The sequence below is a fragment of the Vibrio sp. AND4 genome, assembly GCF_000171815.1.
Taxonomy (GTDB): domain Bacteria; phylum Pseudomonadota; class Gammaproteobacteria; order Enterobacterales; family Vibrionaceae; genus Vibrio.
The window spans coordinates 530,044-549,474 of record NZ_ABGR01000001.1; the positions used below are offsets into that span (position 1 = coordinate 530,044).

Consider the following 19,431-nt stretch of genomic DNA (forward strand, 5'->3'; position numbering starts at 1 on the left):
AAGAAATACCACGTGTTGTGAATCTCTCTTGAGCAGTTTGTTCTGTGTGCCATGCAGTGATAATGGATTGGCTTAGCCTTCGTGATTTAAGTTTGACGTAATAATTCCAGTCGCCAGTAGCTTAAAATACACAACCTCAAAGAGCAGCCCTAAAGCAAGCATTACGACGAGTATAAAAGAGCCTGAATTTGTGTTGCCTGCCTCTGAATAAGGAAACGGCAACGACAAGAGCGCCGCAAGTAGAGCTAGATAGATAACTGAGGTTATAGCTAACGTGATATAGCTAGACTTAATGCGTTCATTACAGCCACTGCATTTTATACTTGCTGGATTAAAACCTTTAAGAACATCTATAAACTTAAAGCTTGTTTCGCAATGACCACACTTACTCATTCGTTCTGTCCTTTACTTTTGTTGCTCAAAACTGAGCTGACTTCACATCATATTTTTATATGATTATTTACGATTCTTCAGTCGAAACTTTGCTATCTTTGGTCTCTTTATTTTCCATTTTAGAAGCTAGGTTTATAATGAAACCGCCAAGGCCCATTTCAATAAATGATGAGTATTTCCACAATAAATCTGGTAACTCGATTCCAATGAATCCACCCCACAAATCAAAACCTGTATAGCTTCCTATTAAGTCAATAAGACCAAAAGCTATAATTAACATTCCTAAATACTTCATAACACTTCCTCATAACATCATTAGTAAAATTTAAACATTGCTCAACTACTTACTCTAAGCATATAACGCTTCTTACACGGCGTTTATCCTAATTTCGGGGGCGAATAATGCCGTCTTTTTTAATTTAGATCAACAATAAATCAATGAGTTAATGATGCATGAAAGCTATGCGATTTCTTTATTGAGTGTCGTCTTTAAACTTTCCCGTGATAGGTAGATGGTTTATGAAAGGGAAAGAGGGTTATGAAAGAGAAAGAATAGGGGGGAGTTCTATGGTTATTAGGGCAATTTTAACGGTAAACTAGGGCAATATATTCCACCGCTCCAAAAAAAGACGCTCTAAAAATGCGAGCGCCTCTCTTAAACTGTCACTGAAAAAATACTAACAGCAGAAGATCTTAGTAAGTACTGTGACGATAAAGGGCATATGCGACCTAAGTATCAACTATCTTGGGAGATAGGTAGTCGTTGTTTTGATTATTGGGTCAAATTTCCATTCATTCGTAAGAGAGTAACGACTGAATCAAAGAAATTTACAGTATTTATGTGGGTTAATGCGTTGGGTATGTTGAGCTGGATCGGTGTTTTTTGTTTTGCTCGGTAAACTTTTCAATGTGATTTAACTTGAATTCTTTAGCCCTTACCAAGATAAACCAATCTTTTTGTTAATTTTCGATCTTCCGAAGCTAATAATTGTGTGAGATTACGACAGAAAAACCTCATCTTTATTGATCTCTCCGCTCAAGTTACAACATTAGAAAACCTCGCCAACTCGGCGGTTTTTTTCGTTTCTAGCGTTTATAACTGACGAGCACCCATTTCCATTGTGAAAGTCGGGTGCTTTTTTGTGGGACTCGTATGCAAGATAAACTCAGTTCATTCTTATTATATCTCACTAGCGCCTTACTGGTGCATTCAGTATCCAAGATTGGGCGGCGGTGATTGGTGTGGTGATGCGTAACGCTGAGGTATAACCAATTTGTTTGATTAAAAACGCGCGGAAAAGATGCCACGCGTTGCGAATCACTTTTTAACAGTTGTTAGGCGCCTTATAGTTCGATCTCAATTCCGTAGCCTTTTCTTAAATCTTCTAAAGGGTCACTGGCTTCGTTAGGAATAAGTACGCATTTGTACGGTTTATCTATAACGATATTGCTCAGTATCGACAATAACTGATTAAACCGTTTTAGGTCTGTAGCATCTTCACCTAGAAAAAACTGCTCAGCCCAAAACCAAACTTCCAAATCAAAGGTTGTTGTTCTTTCCTCAGGCCATATATCAAATGTAACATCTGCAACATTGAACATCTTTGTTGTAATAGTTGATTGACCTTTTAACAAGTCAGGCATCACCGGCTTGTTTTGAAGAATCTCTGAGAGTCCAATACTTGTATCAAGCGGGTCACTTGAAATCACTTTAACCCAGGGTTCAGAAACTTCTTTCGCTATTACTTTAGAACATGGGCAAGCTCATCTTTAGATAAAGAAAGCAAATAGACTTGAGTTGCCCCGCCTTCAAATGGAAGCATTAATAACTTAGCCCTCATCCAATCTGATTGATTCATACCACTTCTATCTATATGCCTAACGCTTCTTTTAAGGTGGTTCTCCGCATTTTGAGGGCGAATGATGCCGCCATATTTTATCTATTTAAACGATAAATCAATGATTTAATGATATGAAAGAGGTATAAGGTTGCTTTGTGGCGCATAACCTTGATGCCTCCGTATGACAGGTCGAAGGGTTGTGAAAGGGTAAGAGCAGGGGGGATCTTCAAGTCTTTGTATTTCTCTAAAAAGCTATAGCTCGGCTCTGGCATATTACGGGTATAGAAGGCTTCTGGAACATAGTCCGTTTCAAACCCCAAGCGAAAGCCGTATTTTTGGTAAGCGAGCTTTGCTAGTGTCAGTAGCGGCATAGCAAAATAGCCAGTTACCTCTTCCTTTAACTTTTTTTGGCTCCAATATTTGTGGTGCTTTTTGACCGCTTCATACATCGCTTGTTGATATTCCACTTCACCACAACCTGATTGATTTAGGACTTTTGTCATCACATTAATGGTTGGCAAATCGACAAGGTTAGCGTGCTCAAAGGCTAAGCCCTCAAGATGCTCAGGTGTACTAACATCAATAAACTTCTGAATTAACGACCTAACGTCACCAGATTTTATTCCAAGCATGACCATTTGAAGCTCAAAGAAGGTACGACACCGAACACTACACCACTCAGTGATTGGGTGGTCGGCTAAGTTAGCAAGGTACTCGATGTCACTCACTTGCTCACAGAATAAAGATGTCCAGGCTAAATCGATGAGGTGCGAACCTTTAAGACTATTGTGCTGATCTCTCTTTACTAAAGTTACCTCTGCTTTGGGGAGCACCACCGAAGTCGTCTCTCCATCACTCAATAGCTCTGACTGTACTAATTTAATATCAAAGTACTGATGCATATCTAACGCTCTAAGGCTGGATTCTATGTCATCTTCACCATGATATAGGCTACTTGTAAGATATAACCCTGCAAGGCTTACGTCATATAAATCGACTTTCCCACTCGTATAATAAAATTCAAAGTCATCGAGCAATCTTATAGATGTCATTCTGCACGGACGAGATAATTCCTTTATGAAGTCAGCATGGCATGGTATTGGTTTGAAGTGTTCTTTTGAGGACATAAAATGTTTCTCTCTGATTTAAATTGTATTGAGGGAGTGAGTTAACGCCTTGTTAAGGGGGAGGGGGCGACGCAATACCGAAGCTGCCGAACCACCTTAAAAACTAAAAACGACGCATAGTGAAAATGCCACGCGTTATGAATCACTCATGAACAGATTGTTATAAGTAAGCTAGAAGATTTAATTCCGTTCATTCATGTTCTTGTGTTTTATATTTGTTCAAAAAATCATAGTTCAGCATGGGCAGCGGTTGGGTGTAGAACGGCTCTGGTACATAGTCAGTCTCAAAACCAATGCGGTAACCATGCCTTGCAAAGGCGACTTTGGCCAGGGTGGTTAGTTGCATAGAGAAATAACCGTGTTCTGAATCATTCAAACGTGGCTGGCTCCAGTATTCATGGTGATTTTGAACCGCCGAATACATTGCCTTTTGGTAGGTTTTTTCATCAGCGTCACCAAATACTTTCATCATCACATCGATCACTGGTAAATCAAGGTAGGTGACACTATCAGGCTTACCGTGACTAGCCGGCTCAGAAGCACTAAGGTTGACGTACTCCTGAATCAAATCCATAGGCTCGCCATCACTCAAGCTGAAAACACACCCGAGCAACCTAATGAAGGTATCACCAGATTCGTTCCGCCATTTAACTTGCGGGTTATCCACGATTTTAACGAAGCGTCTTGCGCTGTCAAAATCTTCGCACAACAAGGATCTCCATGTGGATATTTCTAGGTGAGCGCCTTCAATCCCACGGCGATCCCTGTCAGAGTGAAAACCAAATGACACCTCTTTATTTGGTAACGAAATCGTAATCTTTTCGCCATCCTCCAGTAAGGCATATTCAATACTTTTTGATTCAAAATATTGCCAAGCGACAAGAGAGTGCAATGCATTGTCAATGTCAGCTAAGTTCAGATATAACGTTTTGGTATAGATAGAAAACCCCAAGTCACCGGGGTTAACATAATTCCAACCTTCACTCTCTGCCAACTCAGTTGTAATGATATCAGTTAAAGCTGAAATGTTTACTGGTTGATCTTTGAATACTTTCCGAGCGCCATCGTAGTTGATTGGCGGGTATTGTTGTGTCGTCATTTATTACTCAATTTGTATGTTATTGTATCTAGCACTCTGCCTTTCCAAAGCAGCGCATAGTGAAAATGCCACGCGTTATGAATCCCGCTTAAACAGTTGTATGCCCACGCTAACCGCTCAGAAAATCAATTATTTTTTGTCCTGTACCTAGACCTCGTTTGTAAAACTCGGTGTGGCCACAACTACTGCATGATAAGAAATAAAAACGGTGTTTGTTGTATTTGAAAAATGTACTCCAAAATCCACCACTGGCTCTTAATTCACCAACCTCATATGACTCTGAACCACATTTATCACAGCAGTATTCAAACTCCGATTTCATGTTTTCCTTCCCTAATAGGTGGTTTGCCATCTGCTTATTCGCAAGCTCTTTGCCTAAAGCCCCGCACTTTTCACACTTCGATGATGAGTGCTCATTGCTATGCCCGCACCCAAAACACTCCCACTTGCTATCCATATTTCCTCTTATAGGCATAACATTTTTAAACGGCACTTATTCGTATTTTGAGGGCGAATAATGCCGCCGTTGACCACTTTATGTAGTGGTCAAGTAAAAGTGCCGCGCGTTGCAAATCAATCTTAAAAAGTTTGTTATGCGCCATTTTCACAAGGCGCTAGAATTTCGAGTTCTTGGCTAGGTAAATATCTAATTTACAAGCAAGTTAACCGCCATGTACTTTCACTTAACTCAGCTTTGAACTCAAATCGACCATCACCTTTCGGACCTTCGATCTCGTACTGCATATCAGCAGAACCAGAAACTTCATACCCTCGAATGATTCCTTGAATTAAGTCAATGTCGTAAGGCGCACCAATATATGCGTGAAACTTGTCTGAGCTCTCTAGAGTGCTAAGTACTAGCTTAGTTGAGCCAGACTCTTCAAATGAGCTATTCATGCTTATAGTGAAGATGAATGCCGAGATAACACCAAAGGCCAGAATTATTGCGGCTGCAACAGACCACTTCCTTTGAGAGTTTTTGAACTCTTCAATACTACTCCATTGGTTATGCTTCCAAGCCCACTCATTGCCTTTGAAACCAAGAATAAATGGCATCGCAATGTTGACGAACGGCACAAAAACCAACAAAGCTCGATAGGTACGAAAGCGAATACCCCATATCCAATTGAACGTAAACGCGCCCCAATTCAAACCTTTAATCTGTTCAGGGACTTCTTTATTATTCATATATTCCACTAATTCTATTCGGGCACATAACGCTTTTTATACGGTGCTTATCTGTATTTTGAGGGCGAATAATGCCGCCTTTCTTCATCCATTTCAACAATAAATCAATAGGTTAATGATATATAGGTGATATGAAATTGCTTTGTAGCACACAACCTTGATGCGTCCGCATGATAGGTCGAAGGATTTTGAAAGGGTAAGGGCTGGGTGAACCTCTAAGGCTCATGGACAATTTGAGGGGGGAATAGGGCAACCAACTTGTGAGCTTAAAAAACGCGTGGTAAAAATGCCACGCGTTTTGACCCCCTTTAACAGTTTATTATGTTTTGTGCCCGAACCTCTTAACCAAACCAGAACAAATAACGGCTAACTTAGCGTCACTGTCTACAACATGTTGACGAGCATCTTCAAATAAAAGATACACTTCACCTTCTTCACAAGCCTTACCTTTCTCTAAAACGTCTAGGACTCGCATGTTCCAAAGATAGTAATCATTTGGGTCAAAACCTGAGTCTTGGAAATATAGCCCTATTATTAACTGCATTTGACGGATATTAGCAATCAAGCGCCGCCTGTGTTCTCGACTTACTGTCGGGTAGTCAACTCTTTGACTTTGTATATCATCTAGGATTTCAGTACATATATCGGTGTACTCGATTGATAATTGAGCCAACCCTTCAATCTTTTTAAGTAAATACTCTTGACGCGCTCTGCGTTTGGAAAAATACTGATTTGTAAGCAAAACGCCAACGGCTAATAATGCAGAGAAAACGAAAGTAATCAGCTTAACTTGGTCTTCCTTAGCCGAAAATAGTTCTAATATGTACATTTCATCCTCGAAAAACATAACGCCCTTTTAGGGGGTGAGTAACGCAATACCTAAGCCTTGTATACCATCTGAAACACTAAAACTAACGCATGGTAAAATGCCACGCGTTGCGAATCCCTCTTAGAAAGTTTGTCAGGTTTTGGGCTTATTCTCCCAATGACCCCCAATCTGTTAGATTTAATTGCTTACGTCTAATGTAGTAGAAGGTTGCCATAATAAAGCCAGACAAAGTGCCATACAGTAGTGAGATGAAAACGGCTTCTAAAACTGGTTTACCTAGCTCGTTCCAAACGAAAAACTATTTAAAGATCCCCCATGCAGGAACATAGAAAATCGCACTAAGCATAACGTTTGCAAAATAACTTAGGTAATAAGGTGGTGGAAAACACATTCCAAGTTTACGTAGCAACATTACAGTTGGTGGATTGTAGTTCGACGCCCAAACGCCTTTATCAATTAACTCTTTGTGAGCAAGTCGTAGCTTCGCTTCATAATCCATGATCTAAAATCCTCGAATTCGATGTTTCCCGCGGAGAAACCTAACGCTTTTTATACGGCGATTATCCGCATTTCGAGGGCGAATAATGACGCCTTTTGCCATCCATTTTAACAATAAATCAATGACTTAATGATATATAAGGGGTATGAGATTGCTTTACTGCTCATAACCTTGATACGTCCGCATGATAGGTCGAAGGATTGTGAGAGGTAAGACAGGGTGGTTCTCTGGGGCAGATTGGGGCAATTTGAGTTGAATTCAACAACTCTACTGAGGCACAGAACTGGCATTCAAGACAAATATATGTATGTCTAAGCGGCGTCTTGTTATAGCTTTTTACCCTGAACAGTTAAATACAATCAATGAGTTAGTGATGAATTTTCACGACAAAAAAGGGATCACGATTCTTTGGGACAATCGGCAAGACCAACTTCGGCCTTTGGGACAATTTGGTGGGTAGAATGGGGCAATATATTCCACCGATACAAAAAAGGCGCTCTAAAAATGTGAGCGCCTATCTTAAATTTTCACTGCAAACAGTAACTATTGAGTAACTATTTTTTACGGCAGTATTCAGCGATCACGTACATTGACTGACCACCATTTGCCTTACCAGAAACAATCTTCGGATCGTCGCCAAGGCTTATGCCACGTATCACCGTGCCTTGTTTAATCACTTGGTTTGTACCTCTAACTGGTAGGTCTTTGATTACCGTTACGTCGTCACCTTTCTTCAATTCAGTGCCGTTACAGTCAACCGTTTTATCGTCAGCAGACATGCCTTTCATCGCCCAAGTCATTGTCTCTTCTTCCATGTACATCATGTCAAGAGGGTTAGTTAGACGGCGGTTTTTCCATTTTAAAACAGTACCTTAAGGGTGCTTGTGATGGTTTTGGGGCTATTTTGGGGGGAATGGAGAATATGACCGCCAAAATTAATGACCATAACGTTATTAAATCTTATTTTATTAATGATGAATAAATAAATGTGAATAAGAGAAAATATGCGTCTGATCAAAAACAAACAAATTCGACAACCTTTGCCTTGTTAAATAAATGTAAAGCAAATATTGTGCGTTTGTTTTCATCAAATCAGCCTTGTGTGAAAACATCTTTATAAAAAATGAGCTGTCAGAATCAGGTGACCAAGCCGAATATCTTAGCGGTCTTTTTTACCATGAAGTTAAAGTATGGGATCGAAATAAAGGTGAAGTCTTTGATCTTACGTTGGGGTGGGGTTTGGTGAAACTATCTCAATAAAATTCACACGTTGTTAAACACTAATTAAGAGAACCGAAATGAAAAGATTATTTTTATCGCTAAAAATACTAGTTTTATCATTCCTTGTATTACCAGGAGCACAGGCGTTCGAAGATTCAGAGCTGCCTCTTTTGCATCAACAGCTCTTAGGAACTTGGAAATTAGTACAGATCAATAATCAGCCGTCACTGTATCAACCTAACCTTCGTATCACTCAAGATAATATCTCAGGTAATACAGGTTGTAATAATTTCTTTGCGTCTATTGTTTGGTTAGACCAAGGTGTTTGGGAAATTACTCCAGTGCTCACTACGAGAAAAGGCTGCAAGAATCCTGACCTGCAAATGCATGAGAGAAATGTCTTAAAGACTTTGGTGACAGGAGCAGGAATTGAATTTGATGAAGCTTCAGATCGATTGACGTTAGAGGTTGATGATCATTCGCTGACTTATCAAAAAGAGTCCTAGTATCACTTAAAGAAAGGTGAGCCCCTATGGGGGGCTATTGAGCAGTGTAAATAGCAACAACGATGGTAGAGCTCATAGAAAAGCCTCGTATTCGCGAGGCTTTTCTCTACTTAGAACATACTCCCTTCAACGCCTCCCAAGCCTTTTCGCTTTCAGACGCATTTTTGTTCTTCATCCACTTGCCATAGACACTAGCGATCATCAAAAAATTACTGTGTCCCATTTGCTGCGCTAGGTACGCAATGTTCACGTTCGCGTAGCTCAACATCCACGAAGCGTACGTGTGGCGCAGCTGGTAAACATTGCGGTAAGGAATGCCGGCACGAATACAAATATTCCTCCACATCTTATTAGGTGCCGTCTTACTAAAATAATCATAAGGCGTTTTAGCATTAAGGTTTTCAGTCGCCTTTGGGTTGAACACAAAGCGGATGTTATCTAAGCGAATCGTTTTATCGGCTAGCTCAACCTCATGCTCTTTTTGAGGATAGTGTGAGCTCAACTTCTTCTGCGCTTGCAAAGCCTCCAGTGCAGGAGGCATCAAATCGACAGTTCGTTCACGATCCGTTTTTGGTGTTTTCAACCCGCGAGATTCAAACGTTGCTCTGCGAATCGTCAGTACCTTGTTCTCAAAATCGACATCTTCCCAGGCTAACCCACAAATCTCACCCGTTCTCAGACCCGTGTAAGCGAGTAGGGTGATCATGTTTTTGTGTTGCTCTTGCATACAGGCATCAAGGGCTTTGTTTATCTCATCAATCGTGAATGGATTAATGTTACGTTCGGGTGTTTTAACACTTGGCATAAACTCCGAAAAGTTGCGATCGACATAACCCATTTTATGCAGCCAGCCAAAGAACGTATTGATGGCACGAAAATATGTGTTCAATGTTCTCGCGCCACGGCCTTTTATCAGTAGAGCGCGAAGCTCAGAAACCGATTCAGGGCTGAGTGTGCTGCAGCTCCGGTTAGCTCCATACGCGTTCTTAGTAATCTTAAACAAAGAGACGTACTTCTTGTATGTTGATGAGCGTAAGTCAGCCTGTTTCAGTTGTAGGTATTTATCGACCATTTCCCCAAACGTTCTAGATTGCGATTGCTCTGTTGCGTAAGGTGAATCAGGGAAGTGAGCCGCATAACGAAAAATACCAATCTTGATTTCATACATGATGGTTTCGCGTTTTTGTGCGGCAAACCTGACGTTCTGCTTGGTGGGAGAAAGGCCAAGAGTTTCACGACGTCTTTTGCCTTTATAAACAAAGTCGAGCCGTAAAGACTTACCATGGATCTCCACACCAGCAGGAAGTTTTACATTTTGGCTCGGTGCCATCGGTTCCATTCCTCAGTGTCTACCATCCATGTGCCGTTGATCTTACTCATCACAGTTGAAGGGTAGATCCCCTCGTTGGCTTTCTCGCGCAGTGTTTTGGTGCTTAGCCCGATAAGATCGGATGCTTGTTTTAGAGTCACGATGGATATTTTTGCAAGTTTAGGGTTTTGTGGGCGAATCATACTTGAACCTCGCTTTAAGAAGGTGATTGAATGTAATCCCCTGAATTACAGAGGAAGAACTAGCACTCATCCAAAAAGTTTTCGGGTTGACGAGTGATTTTAAGCTGTACTTGAATTCGGTCTTTCCCCGATAGCAGTGTGCCCAATAGCACCTCATTATCGGGATGGTTACCTTCAAACATTTCAACTAACAACTGCTCTATGTAATCGGGAGCCTCAGCTGCGACAATTTGTGCCTCACTCATTGTCACTCCCCTTGTTGGACAAAGTGTAAATTCCATAAAAAATCACACAGACAAGTGCATAAACCGCAGCAGCTATCATGATTGAACTCCTTTTTCAGCCGGCATAATTCGCACTCGGTTTGTGGTGTGCCAACACATGGCATCACCATAGAACAAACCACCTTCGCGAAACTTGGCGCATCCTTGTGGTAGCTGTGCACCACACTTACCGCAGCAACCCAAATCACGTTCAATCTTTGGAATCTCGGCATGAACACGATGAATAAGTGACTGCAAAGATTCAATTTGGGTGTAGGGCTCGCTTGGGTAAGCGAAAAACTGGCAAATATCATCAAGCTTTGTTGCCTCATTGGGTGACAACGTCACTCGAATGTCGTTATGACCATTGGCCTTACGTTTGTCCCTTAGCCGTTTGGCTCGAATTGCCGCTAGTTTGCGCTTGCGTATATCACTCATTTCTTCACCTTACGTTTGCGAGACGCAGCGGTCTTTTTCATGGGAGCAAGTAACTGGCGAGCTTTGGCCAAACAGAAGTCGAAACTCTTTCCATCGCGGCCACCGAAAGAGGCGGTGGTTCGGTAGGATTCAATAGCGAAGTCACATGCGCGATCTGCTTCGCTCTGTTCGTAGCCTTCACCACGTAATATTTGATGAATGTTCTTATGGATAAACTCTTCTTGAGAGTTCCGATGTAGGGAAGTCTTCATTACACAAAGTTCCTTTGGTTTCTGGGTGAAACCTGGCAATCAGTCTAAGTACTTGAAATTGGTGGTCAGCCAGATATATACTGATTGCGAGGCTTGGTTATTACTTAAGTCTCATTGCACAAAGTAAGCCCTTATTGGTTTGGTCACCGATAAGGGTTTTCTCTTTTTAGTCGCACGCCCAATAGTAGCTAGTATCAATATCCATGTAGTAAGCGGATATTTCTTCGCCTGCACCAAGATCCATCACTTGTTCGTTGATATCACCAAAATCAATCACACTTCCTGTGGCATACATTCGAAATAAGAAAGACTCAAAGTCATGTCTATAGGTTGATACTTTCGCTTTACTGTCGTTACCTTGGTATCCAATATCAAAGCCAACCACTTTTCGAGTTTTCCTCTCAATTTTTATCGAGCTTTTGCAGTCGTCGAACAACTTGTCTCCAGAGCAAAAGACGGCAGAACTCTCAGCCTCTTCATCGAACCCAATATGTATGTGGTCAGAGTCCCAACTGTAATCTTTACGTTTGAAGCAAATAGCAAACCTTCCTGAATGGTCAGACTGATAGTCGGTAATCCCATCTTTCAACTTGGTTATCAAGTCATCAAATTGAACCGTTTCACCTGCAGTAGGGCATATCTCATTAATCAGAGAATCGATTTGGTTTATTGCCGGACCTTCCATGTGTTTATTAAAGCGTTCACGAATAGTTGTGGTGATATAGTGGTTATATTCCGTGATGCCTAAGTTGTTCATGTCGAGTTTCAGTTGCTCTTTCAACGCGCCTTCAAATGCCTTTCCAAAGTCCGAATAGCAGCGGAAAAAGTCGGTAAGCTGACTCGTGATAGTCGATTCAATTTTTTTCTCAATGGCTTCCTGTAGCTCAGATGAAGCGAGGGTGTTTTTAACTGCATTCGTTGCGATTTGTTCGATGTTTAACATGGTCATTCCTTATAGGTGAAAGGGTGGTTAGCCCTAGGTAACGTCTCATTGCACAAGTAAGCCCTTATTGGTTTGGTCACCGATAGGGGTTTTCTCTTTTCTGAGCCTTTCAAAATCTCATTTCATTCAACTTACTGCTCAATTGGTCAGAAAGAGCGTTGAACTGGCGGATGGTTTGAGCGTCTTCTGTTCCTACGCTTACTTCCAAGTTTTTACACTTATCGCTTAGATTGATGAGCTGCGTTAGCTCGTCATAAAGCGGGTCATTTTTCGGCATATTGGCTAACAAGTGTTGAAAGCTCGTTCTATGCAATTGAATGGCTTTCGAGCCTTCCAGAGTTTTGCTGAGATTTTCGATGTTTAAGTGTTCCATACATTTTTACCGTAGTTGCGAAGTACATTTAAGGTACAAAATAAAAATGTATGTGTAAAGTACGTTTTTGGTATTTTTTTAATTGGAATGAATTTTAGATATAAAAAAAGCCGCTGATTAGCGGCTTGTAGAGGTGCGTTTTAGGATTACAAATCCATAATGATTTGCTTAACATATCCGACTATTCGGCAGTTACCATTGATTGGAATAGGGTCGTATTTGGGGTTCAACGGTACTAAGAATTTCTGAGGGCCGTCGATCTCTAACTTCTTTATCGTCGCTTGTGGTGCGTCGTTTAATGTTGCGACCACAATCTTACCATTGTCTGGGCAGTTGCAAGGTTCGACTACAACAATTGAGCCTGCAGGGATAGAAGGTGAACCGTGAGGGTTAGTCATCGAGTTACCAGTAACTCTCATAGCAAACGCGTCATCACTGATGTTACTTGAGGTAATTTGCCACTCAATATCATCATCCAGAGCCGCTCTAGTATCAACGCTTCCCCAAGTACCTGCTTGGACTTCACTAAGAATTGGAACCTGTTTCGTTCTAGTTGTGTAGCTTACAGAACTGATGTCTGAACTAGGTGTTTTCTCTCGGTCTACATCCAACCAGCCCTCTGGTTTTTCAAAGCACTGTTCAATGTGTCTTGCCATCTTTGGACCAATCTCAGTTGTCGGTCGTTTACCCATAAAGCGGCTTACTTGGGTAGTAGAACGATCGATTTTATCTGAAAAGGCAGCATTACCACCAATGGCTTTAGCTAGGGCTCGAGCATTTTCTCTTCTGATGCTTTCTGAGGTCTTCATAATCCTTGAATCAACAGTCTGTAGTTAATCTTACAACTTTAAATCATGTATAAAAAAAGTACATGATGTTGAAAGTACGTTTTGTTTTATGTATCTTGTATCTCGGAGGTACGCAAATGTACAAGAAATATTGGCGTCAGTTACCTGATGTGAAAAAGGCAGAGATGGCCGTCAAGCTAAAAACGAGCACTGAATACCTACGTTTAGTGATCACGGGGCATAAAGTCCCAGGAGCAGCACTAGCTAAAAATCTGCACGACTTAACACACGGTGAAGTCGATAAACACAAGCTAAGGCCAGACATTTTTTAGATACATTCTAATAAATATAGGTCACAAAGTATGATCACCAACATTCTGGATAAACATCCAGTAAGGAATAACCATGCAACCGAGTTTAAAAAGCGTTATGCATAACGCTGTCGTCGCTTGGCGCAGTGATGCGACCAAAGAACAGATCGCAGAATACATCTCACGCCTTTATCACAAGATGAGGATCTACGAAGAGGAAGATTGCCAAAGGGAACACCTGCTCAAAGTGCCGTCAGCGTTGAACAACCCAAACAATACGCAAAACCTATTTCGCTATGTGAGTAGAACAAGCACAGAGGCCAAAGCCAACATCATGGATTTGCTGCCCGCCATTATCGCAGCCATGCCGAAAGTGCGGGCCACTGCAGCGCTCAATCAATTTCTTAACCCGCTTGGGTATTCAGTCGCGGCGATTGGCTCGAACCAAACCATGGCCAACCGCGATCAACTGCTTGCGGATTTCAGCAAAGAATCTTCAGAAGCACTTCGCTCGATACTGTTGCTTAGTGAGCACGCCACGTCTGACCAACTTCGTGATGCTTACCGAGAGTTACAAGAGAGTGCCGGTTCCCACGAACCATTACTCAAATACCTAGAAACACTAATGGCGCAGAAAGGCTGACCACCTGAATGCAATTACTAACCACGCTAATCAGCAAAACAAGAGAACTTTGTGCAATGAGTCTTTCTTATCAAAACTACCACGGCCAAATGCTGTGGGTCGCAAACAACGGCAGTTGTCGTTATGTGGTATCACGCAACCAAGCGAAACAAATCCTACAAATCATGAAGGCGAGGGTGCAGTTATGAAAAACAAGTTAGCCGATCTTAATAACCACCTCTTTGCTCAAATTGAGCGCCTTTCTGATGAGGACATCACGGGCGATAAATTGAATGAAGAGAGGAAAACCAGATGAGTATGATCCTCACCGCCCAAGCTATGCAGCTAAAAGTCGGCAATGCGACTCGTAAGCTTGTGTTGCTCAAGTTAGCCGACAACGCCAACGACAATGGCGTGTGTTGGCCATCTTATGAATACATCGCCGACATGTGCGAGATAGACCGTCGAACCGTGATGCGCCACATCAAAACACTGGAGGAAATGGGGTTTGTTTCTGTTCGTACCAGAAAGGGTGAAAAGGGCAATTCGACCAACATCTATCAGCTGAATTTGAGGGGTGACATTTTGTCACCCCCTAGTGACACAGGATCACGGGGGGTAGTGTCAGAGGATCACCTACCTAGTGATCCTATGTCACCCGGAATCAGTCATAGAACCAGTCAATTAGAACCTATAAAAAATAAACAAAAAGATTCGGGTGAAATTGAATCTTGTTTTAGCCGGCTTTGGGCGATGTTCCCAACCAAAAAATCCAAGAAGAACTCGCTAGCAAAATTCAAAAGCATCGTGAAAGCGCAAAGTGAACCTCCCGAGTTATTCACCGACATGCTTTGTCAGGACATCGAAGCCCGAGTGGCAAGCCGCCAGTTTGGTTTCGACAGGCTTCACCTAACGACCTACTTGAATCAAGAACGATGGAACGACGATCATGAAATCAATCAATCCAGTATTGCTCAATCAAGCCATGCAGCCACAGGCTCACAAGCAAACCGAGTGGATCAGCACAACGCAGAGCTGCTCGCACGCTACGGACACACTGCCGCACCAAGTGGGCAACCAAACCTTGCACCTGAGTGTGGAGGACTGGATCCAAGCGAAGTTTGTGGAGGGCTACGGAGCGAAGTGGGTTTACAAGGCGCTACCATCGACCTGGACGCAGGCGATTTCTACAATGTCAGTGGCTGAAGTTCGCAGAGCTGTGAGCCAAGCCTTGCTAGAAGGGGACGCATGGCCGCCAAGCTTACCCGAGTTCATCGAGATGGGGCGGGAAGAGTTGATTGATACCGATGAAGCGTTCACCCGAATGCTACGCGGGGAGCCAAGGGGGGACATCGAATATTGGGCGTCGCAAGAGGTCGGTTTTATGTGCCGTGGAAAGCTGAGTGAGCGAGAGGCCAGAGCCAAGCACCGCAAAGTGCTGAAGAAGTACGCCAAAAAAGCCAAAGCAGGATCGTTACCAGCAAGGAACAATCTACGCTTAGCCGATAAAACGAACGTTAAGCCAATCAACGAGATAACAAGGCCAGATCCAAACCGTTTTGATAAGAACTCGGTGTTTGCAAGGGTCGCAGCAATGGGAGCAAGGGCATAATGCAATTTGAAAAACTACTGGCAAAATTCAACGTAAAGGGGATTAACTACGAACCATCGCTCGGTGGCAAAGGGCTCATTTCACAAGAAGAGCAGCTGGCGATCGTCGGCCTAGCGTGGAAGGAATCGCCTGTCGGTTTTTTAGTGCTGTTTGTTGAATGCCTGCAGGACAAGCCCGCACTCAAGAAGTTATACCAAGCCACCTTGATTGAAGCGAACACCCTGATGGAAACATGGCGCGGCCCATGCCCAGAAAAAGCACTCCAAGCACTGGTGTCTAGTGCCATTGCAGAGGCGACGCAACAGTTTGGCCAAGTCTGCCCAGAATGTAACGGCAGTGGTAAATACATTGCCAAGAACCGAGCCAGAAGAACTTGCCCATGCTGCGATGGTGGCCGCATAGGTTGGACCAAAGAAACCCGTTTTGCCTTCTTCTGCCAAACCTTACCTGTGACCTTTTCACGTTTTAAGAAGTACGAATCCATTCTAGGTAAGTTGGTAAAATACTTGGTGGATAAACGCAGCGCAGCGGCTCTTGCGGTGCAGGGCAGGTATGAGCATGAAAAGACTGTCGCCGAGGCGTTAGAAGCTGAGATATGACTCGAAGTTAATTTCTTAGCCTATGGCGGACAAAGTAAGAACATGGTTTTATATGTACTCCTTCATTGAGTTTTCAACTTCGCTTGTTGATTAACTGATGCCCCCGTCTAGGGGGCTGATGTTAGGCTCGCCCAAGTCATTACCCTTCAAAGTATCCTCGCTTAGCTCCTTAGCTGTGTTAATAAAACAGCCAAAACATTTCTATTTAAAATGTGACCAAAGCCCCTTAAGCATCTAAACACTTATTCAATAGATTTATGTTGTTGAAAAGATAGTGTATATCTATTGAAGATTGAGCACCATAACAGCACAATGTACGGATATATTCAGGCGAGAAGCTGCCTAATAAGCATTATGTACCAGGAGGAAAAGTGTACGAATTTTCTAAAATTGTGAGAGAAATCTTTCTAGAGAATAAGGAAAATATTGATCTGCCTTTTTTCTATAGCTTTCCCAAAAATAGCTGTGAAAGCGCTTCATATTTCTTGGCTGCACTGCTCGCTCAAAAATTTTCAGGTAAAGAGTTCTTCGTAGTTCATGGTTACAAACATTCATCCGATGAACATCATTACTGGGTTGAAGTAGATGGTCGGGTAATAGACATTACAGCCGACCAGTTTAGTAACATACGCGAACCTATCTATGGGGCAGATTGTCATCCTCTTGAGGGTAAATTTTTTCAAGATTCTAAAACAGAAGCCAGACAAGCTTTCAAGCACTTTAATTTAGTCGAATTGGAGCGCAAGAAAGCGGTGTGGAGATATATTTCTACACTGATTGAACAACGTAGATAAGAACTGTTTAAGAGTGATTCGCAACGTGTGGCATTTTCACTATGTGCTGGTTTGAGCGATTAAGGTGTTATGCGGCAGTATCGGTATTGCGTTGCTCACGCCCTTAACAGGGCGTTGGCTTACACGCACTTACCAATTATTTTTATAAATCTGAAGGTTAAATATGATTATTGAACGTGTTACGCAAGACAAAGTCTATCGGTTCATGGATGAAAATGAATTCGCAGAGGGTAATGTATATACCGCAATTATCGGTAAAAATGGTTCTGGAAAAAGTAGACTGTTGAATAGCGTAATTCAGGATTTACTCAATCTGCGTGGTTACCCGTCAAGTTTTGATAGAGAACTACCTTTTTCAAGAAATAAAAGCTTCAGTGGAAGGTTAGAGTGTAGAGGTATACCAAGAAAGATCATAGCTGTATCGACAAGCCCCTTTGATAAGTTTCCACTACCTAAGCGACATGAACCTATCGGGAATTACTCCTATCTTGGATTAAGGGACTTGCTAAGTAATAATCTTGGACTAGCCTATATGTCTAAAATTATTAACTCTCTAATTACTACTATTTTGCATGACCCGAGTAGAGCTGCGGTAGTAGGGCATGTATTACAGTATCTAGGCTACAGCGACGAAGTTTGGGCTCGATTTCAATTGTCACCGACTATTGGTCGAATTGAAACATTCCTTCGCAGTGACGATCCGGTAGGTCAGTTTACGAAATTTCTATCATCCCCTTCTATCCGAAATGTAGATAGAAGTTTTTACTTTGATGATTATGGTCAAATCGATGAAAATAAAGTACATGAAACTTTCAGAATCTTCGACAAGATAATGGCATATACGTCCAAGCCACGCTTCGATTTGGTTATAAATAAGGGGGGCGTTCATTTGCTTGGTGGGATGTATGAAATCAATGAAGACTTTCTGTTTCTTATTCAATCTGGAATCGCCAAGTTACGAGATGTTACGCTTGAAAAAAGAGAGTTTCGCCAGAGAGTAAAGATTAGTGATGCAAGTTCAGGCGAGCAGTCTGTAGTCATGGCAATGCTGGGCATTGCAAGCCAAATAGAAGATCAAACTTTGATTTGTATCGATGAACCAGAGGTATGTTTACATCCTGAATGGCAAGAAAAATATATCGATCTTTTAGTCACGGCTTTCAGTAACTACATTGGTTGTCAGTTTATTATTGCTACACATTCGCCACAAATTGTATCAAATCTACCAGAGCGTAATTGCAACATAATGAGTATGGAAACTGGGAATTTTGAAAGATCGACAGAATATCAACATAGGTCAGCAGACTATCAACTAGCTGCAATTTTCAAAGCTCCAGGGCATCGAAACGAATACTTGAATAGGATAGCCTTGAATACGTTTGTTAAAGTTGGAAAAAATAAATTTTTCGATCGTGAGGATATAGATACATTTCAACTTCTAAATGACAGCATAGATAATATCCGAGCTAACGATCCACTATATAACTTAATTATTGCGCTAAAAGAGATGTACAATAGATATGGCTAATATTATTAGAAACCCCGTCATTTATTGTGAAGATTTAGAGAACTTAATGGCTTCTATAAAAAACAGCGAAGGTTTTAGCCATACTAGTTGGAGCACTGCTGACCTTCAAGTACTTAGAGTTCATATTCGAAATCATTATAGACTTCAGCAACAAGGAGTCTGCGCGTACTGCCGTCAACCTGTATCGTTACAATCAGCAGCTAACTGCCATGTTGAACATATTGCTCCTAAATCGAAATATCCTGAGTTTATGTTTGAGCCCAAAAATCTTTGTGTGGCATGCGCTGATTGTAATGAAATAAAAAAAGAGCAAGAAACAATGGGGGAGGAGCCTGACCCAATATGTAATGGAAACGATCGGGCTCGGTATCCTAGGGCCGCATCATCGTTCTATATCGTGCATCCTCACTTTGATGATTATGACGAGCATATTGAAATATTCAATGGTCACTATGTCGATAAAACCGCTAAAGGGCATTTCACTATTGGAGCATGTAAGCTCAATCGCCGATTACGAGCTTTTGGTTGGGAAGAAACGCTGATTAGTGAACCTGAACTAAATTGTCTTATGACAGACTTTCTTGGGGCTGATGACGCCATCATTAAAAATGAAAAGTTGCAAAGCATCAAGCGTGCACTAGTCAAGGTAAGATAACAAACTGTTCAAGAGGGATTCGCTAAGCGTTACTCTTTA

The 19,431-nt window shown here is 41.9% G+C and carries 26 protein-coding genes and 2 pseudogenes; 10 read left to right on the top strand and 18 right to left on the bottom strand.

Annotated elements, in window-relative coordinates:
* Positions 1–72 precede the first annotated feature (72 nt).
* From AND4_RS02220 to AND4_RS02265, 10 genes and pseudogenes are all read right to left on the bottom strand, one after another.
* Positions 73–393, bottom strand: coding sequence for a hypothetical protein (locus AND4_RS02220; RefSeq protein ID WP_009841258.1), 321 nt, complete (start codon positions 391–393; stop codon positions 73–75).
* 67 nt (positions 394–460) lie between these two features.
* Positions 461–688: a hypothetical protein gene (locus AND4_RS02225; RefSeq protein ID WP_009841259.1), complete on the bottom strand. Its 228-nt coding sequence runs from the start codon at positions 686–688 to the stop codon at positions 461–463.
* Positions 689–1,737: 1,049 nt separating this feature from the next.
* Entirely contained in the window at positions 1,738–2,103 is a 366-nt protein-coding gene (locus AND4_RS02230) for a hypothetical protein (protein WP_009841260.1), read from the bottom strand.
* Between the two features lie 226 nt (positions 2,104–2,329).
* Positions 2,330–3,136 (bottom strand): Imm49 family immunity protein, encoded by an 807-nt coding sequence (locus tag AND4_RS02235; protein WP_241210228.1) that lies wholly within the window; start codon positions 3,134–3,136, stop codon positions 2,330–2,332.
* Between the two features lie 415 nt (positions 3,137–3,551).
* Positions 3,552–4,460, bottom strand: a complete 909-nt coding sequence (locus tag AND4_RS02240) for an Imm49 family immunity protein (protein WP_009841262.1) — start codon at positions 4,458–4,460, stop codon at positions 3,552–3,554.
* 109 nt (positions 4,461–4,569) lie between these two features.
* A complete protein-coding gene (locus AND4_RS20570) occupies positions 4,570–4,935 on the bottom strand; it encodes a zinc ribbon domain-containing protein (RefSeq protein WP_339367414.1) in 366 nt (121 codons plus the stop codon).
* Between the two features lie 176 nt (positions 4,936–5,111).
* Entirely contained in the window at positions 5,112–5,648 is a 537-nt protein-coding gene (locus tag AND4_RS02250) for a cytochrome c oxidase assembly factor Coa1 family protein (protein WP_009841264.1), read from the bottom strand.
* Positions 5,649–5,967: 319 nt separating this feature from the next.
* Positions 5,968–6,477 carry a hypothetical protein gene (locus tag AND4_RS02255; RefSeq protein ID WP_144017025.1) on the bottom strand — a complete coding sequence of 170 codons (510 nt, stop codon included), beginning with the start codon at positions 6,475–6,477 and terminating at the stop codon, positions 5,968–5,970.
* 145 nt (positions 6,478–6,622) lie between these two features.
* Positions 6,623–6,976 (bottom strand): annotated as a pseudogene (locus tag AND4_RS02260) (DUF6404 family protein).
* A 554-nt stretch (positions 6,977–7,530) separates the two neighbouring features.
* Positions 7,531–7,812 (bottom strand): annotated as a pseudogene (locus AND4_RS02265) (alkylphosphonate utilization protein); the annotation flags it as partial.
* 462 nt (positions 7,813–8,274) lie between these two features.
* Here AND4_RS02265 and AND4_RS19285 point away from each other — a divergent pair.
* Positions 8,275–8,703 (top strand): META domain-containing protein, encoded by a 429-nt coding sequence (locus AND4_RS19285; RefSeq protein ID WP_009841270.1) that lies wholly within the window; start codon positions 8,275–8,277, stop codon positions 8,701–8,703.
* A 106-nt stretch (positions 8,704–8,809) separates the two neighbouring features.
* Here AND4_RS19285 and AND4_RS02275 read toward each other — a convergent pair whose 3' ends face one another.
* The 8 genes from AND4_RS02275 to AND4_RS02310 all read right to left on the bottom strand — a co-directional run bounded on the left by AND4_RS02275 (position 8,810) and on the right by AND4_RS02310 (position 13,292).
* Positions 8,810–10,033 (bottom strand): site-specific integrase, encoded by a 1,224-nt coding sequence (locus AND4_RS02275; protein ID WP_009841271.1) that lies wholly within the window; start codon positions 10,031–10,033, stop codon positions 8,810–8,812.
* On the bottom strand, positions 10,012–10,215 hold the full coding sequence (locus AND4_RS02280) for a hypothetical protein (protein WP_009841272.1): 204 nt from the start codon (positions 10,213–10,215) through the stop codon (positions 10,012–10,014). The genes AND4_RS02275 and AND4_RS02280 overlap by 22 nt, the downstream gene beginning before the upstream one ends.
* A 59-nt stretch (positions 10,216–10,274) precedes the next feature.
* Positions 10,275–10,460: a hypothetical protein gene (locus AND4_RS02285; protein ID WP_009841273.1), complete on the bottom strand. Its 186-nt coding sequence runs from the start codon at positions 10,458–10,460 to the stop codon at positions 10,275–10,277.
* A gap of 75 nt (positions 10,461–10,535) precedes the next feature.
* Positions 10,536–10,916 carry a hypothetical protein gene (locus AND4_RS02290; RefSeq protein WP_009841275.1) on the bottom strand — a complete coding sequence of 127 codons (381 nt, stop codon included), beginning with the start codon at positions 10,914–10,916 and terminating at the stop codon, positions 10,536–10,538.
* Positions 10,913–11,167 carry a hypothetical protein gene (locus AND4_RS02295; protein WP_009841276.1) on the bottom strand — a complete coding sequence of 85 codons (255 nt, stop codon included), beginning with the start codon at positions 11,165–11,167 and terminating at the stop codon, positions 10,913–10,915. The genes AND4_RS02290 and AND4_RS02295 overlap by 4 nt, the downstream gene beginning before the upstream one ends.
* Positions 11,168–11,333: 166 nt before the next feature.
* The gene (locus AND4_RS02300) at positions 11,334–12,110 is read right to left on the bottom strand and encodes a hypothetical protein (RefSeq protein ID WP_009841277.1); all 777 of its coding nucleotides are present in this window, start codon (positions 12,108–12,110) and stop codon (positions 11,334–11,336) included.
* A 109-nt stretch (positions 12,111–12,219) separates the two neighbouring features.
* Complete coding sequence (locus tag AND4_RS02305; protein ID WP_009841278.1) at positions 12,220–12,483, bottom strand: hypothetical protein; 264 nt, start codon at positions 12,481–12,483, stop codon at positions 12,220–12,222.
* Between the two features lie 146 nt (positions 12,484–12,629).
* The gene (locus AND4_RS02310; RefSeq protein WP_009841279.1) at positions 12,630–13,292 is read right to left on the bottom strand and encodes a S24 family peptidase; all 663 of its coding nucleotides are present in this window, start codon (positions 13,290–13,292) and stop codon (positions 12,630–12,632) included.
* 116 nt (positions 13,293–13,408) lie between these two features.
* Here AND4_RS02310 and AND4_RS02315 point away from each other — a divergent pair, with 116 nt between their 5' ends.
* The 9 genes from AND4_RS02315 (at position 13,409) to AND4_RS02355 (ending at position 19,392) form a co-directional block, all read left to right on the top strand.
* A complete protein-coding gene (locus AND4_RS02315; RefSeq protein WP_009841280.1) occupies positions 13,409–13,603 on the top strand; it encodes a hypothetical protein in 195 nt (64 codons plus the stop codon).
* A 73-nt stretch (positions 13,604–13,676) separates the two neighbouring features.
* The gene (locus tag AND4_RS02320) at positions 13,677–14,225 is read left to right on the top strand and encodes a toxin YdaT family protein (RefSeq protein ID WP_009841281.1); all 549 of its coding nucleotides are present in this window, start codon (positions 13,677–13,679) and stop codon (positions 14,223–14,225) included.
* Between the two features lie 8 nt (positions 14,226–14,233).
* Positions 14,234–14,413 carry a hypothetical protein gene (locus tag AND4_RS02325; protein ID WP_009841282.1) on the top strand — a complete coding sequence of 60 codons (180 nt, stop codon included), beginning with the start codon at positions 14,234–14,236 and terminating at the stop codon, positions 14,411–14,413.
* 103 nt (positions 14,414–14,516) lie between these two features.
* On the top strand, positions 14,517–15,410 hold the full coding sequence (locus AND4_RS02330) for a helix-turn-helix domain-containing protein (protein ID WP_009841284.1): 894 nt from the start codon (positions 14,517–14,519) through the stop codon (positions 15,408–15,410).
* Positions 15,397–15,816 carry a hypothetical protein gene (locus AND4_RS02335; protein ID WP_009841285.1) on the top strand — a complete coding sequence of 140 codons (420 nt, stop codon included), beginning with the start codon at positions 15,397–15,399 and terminating at the stop codon, positions 15,814–15,816. Before AND4_RS02330 ends, AND4_RS02335 begins: the two co-directional genes overlap by 14 nt.
* Positions 15,816–16,415, top strand: coding sequence for a hypothetical protein (locus AND4_RS02340; RefSeq protein ID WP_009841286.1), 600 nt, complete (start codon positions 15,816–15,818; stop codon positions 16,413–16,415). Before AND4_RS02335 ends, AND4_RS02340 begins: the two co-directional genes overlap by 1 nt.
* A gap of 371 nt (positions 16,416–16,786) precedes the next feature.
* Complete coding sequence (locus AND4_RS02345; protein WP_009841287.1) at positions 16,787–17,209, top strand: hypothetical protein; 423 nt, start codon at positions 16,787–16,789, stop codon at positions 17,207–17,209.
* 163 nt (positions 17,210–17,372) lie between these two features.
* A complete protein-coding gene (locus AND4_RS19290; RefSeq protein WP_009841288.1) occupies positions 17,373–18,737 on the top strand; it encodes an ATP-binding protein in 1,365 nt (454 codons plus the stop codon).
* Positions 18,730–19,392 carry an HNH endonuclease gene (locus AND4_RS02355; protein ID WP_009841289.1) on the top strand — a complete coding sequence of 221 codons (663 nt, stop codon included), beginning with the start codon at positions 18,730–18,732 and terminating at the stop codon, positions 19,390–19,392. Before AND4_RS19290 ends, AND4_RS02355 begins: the two co-directional genes overlap by 8 nt.
* Positions 19,393–19,431 lie beyond the last annotated feature (39 nt).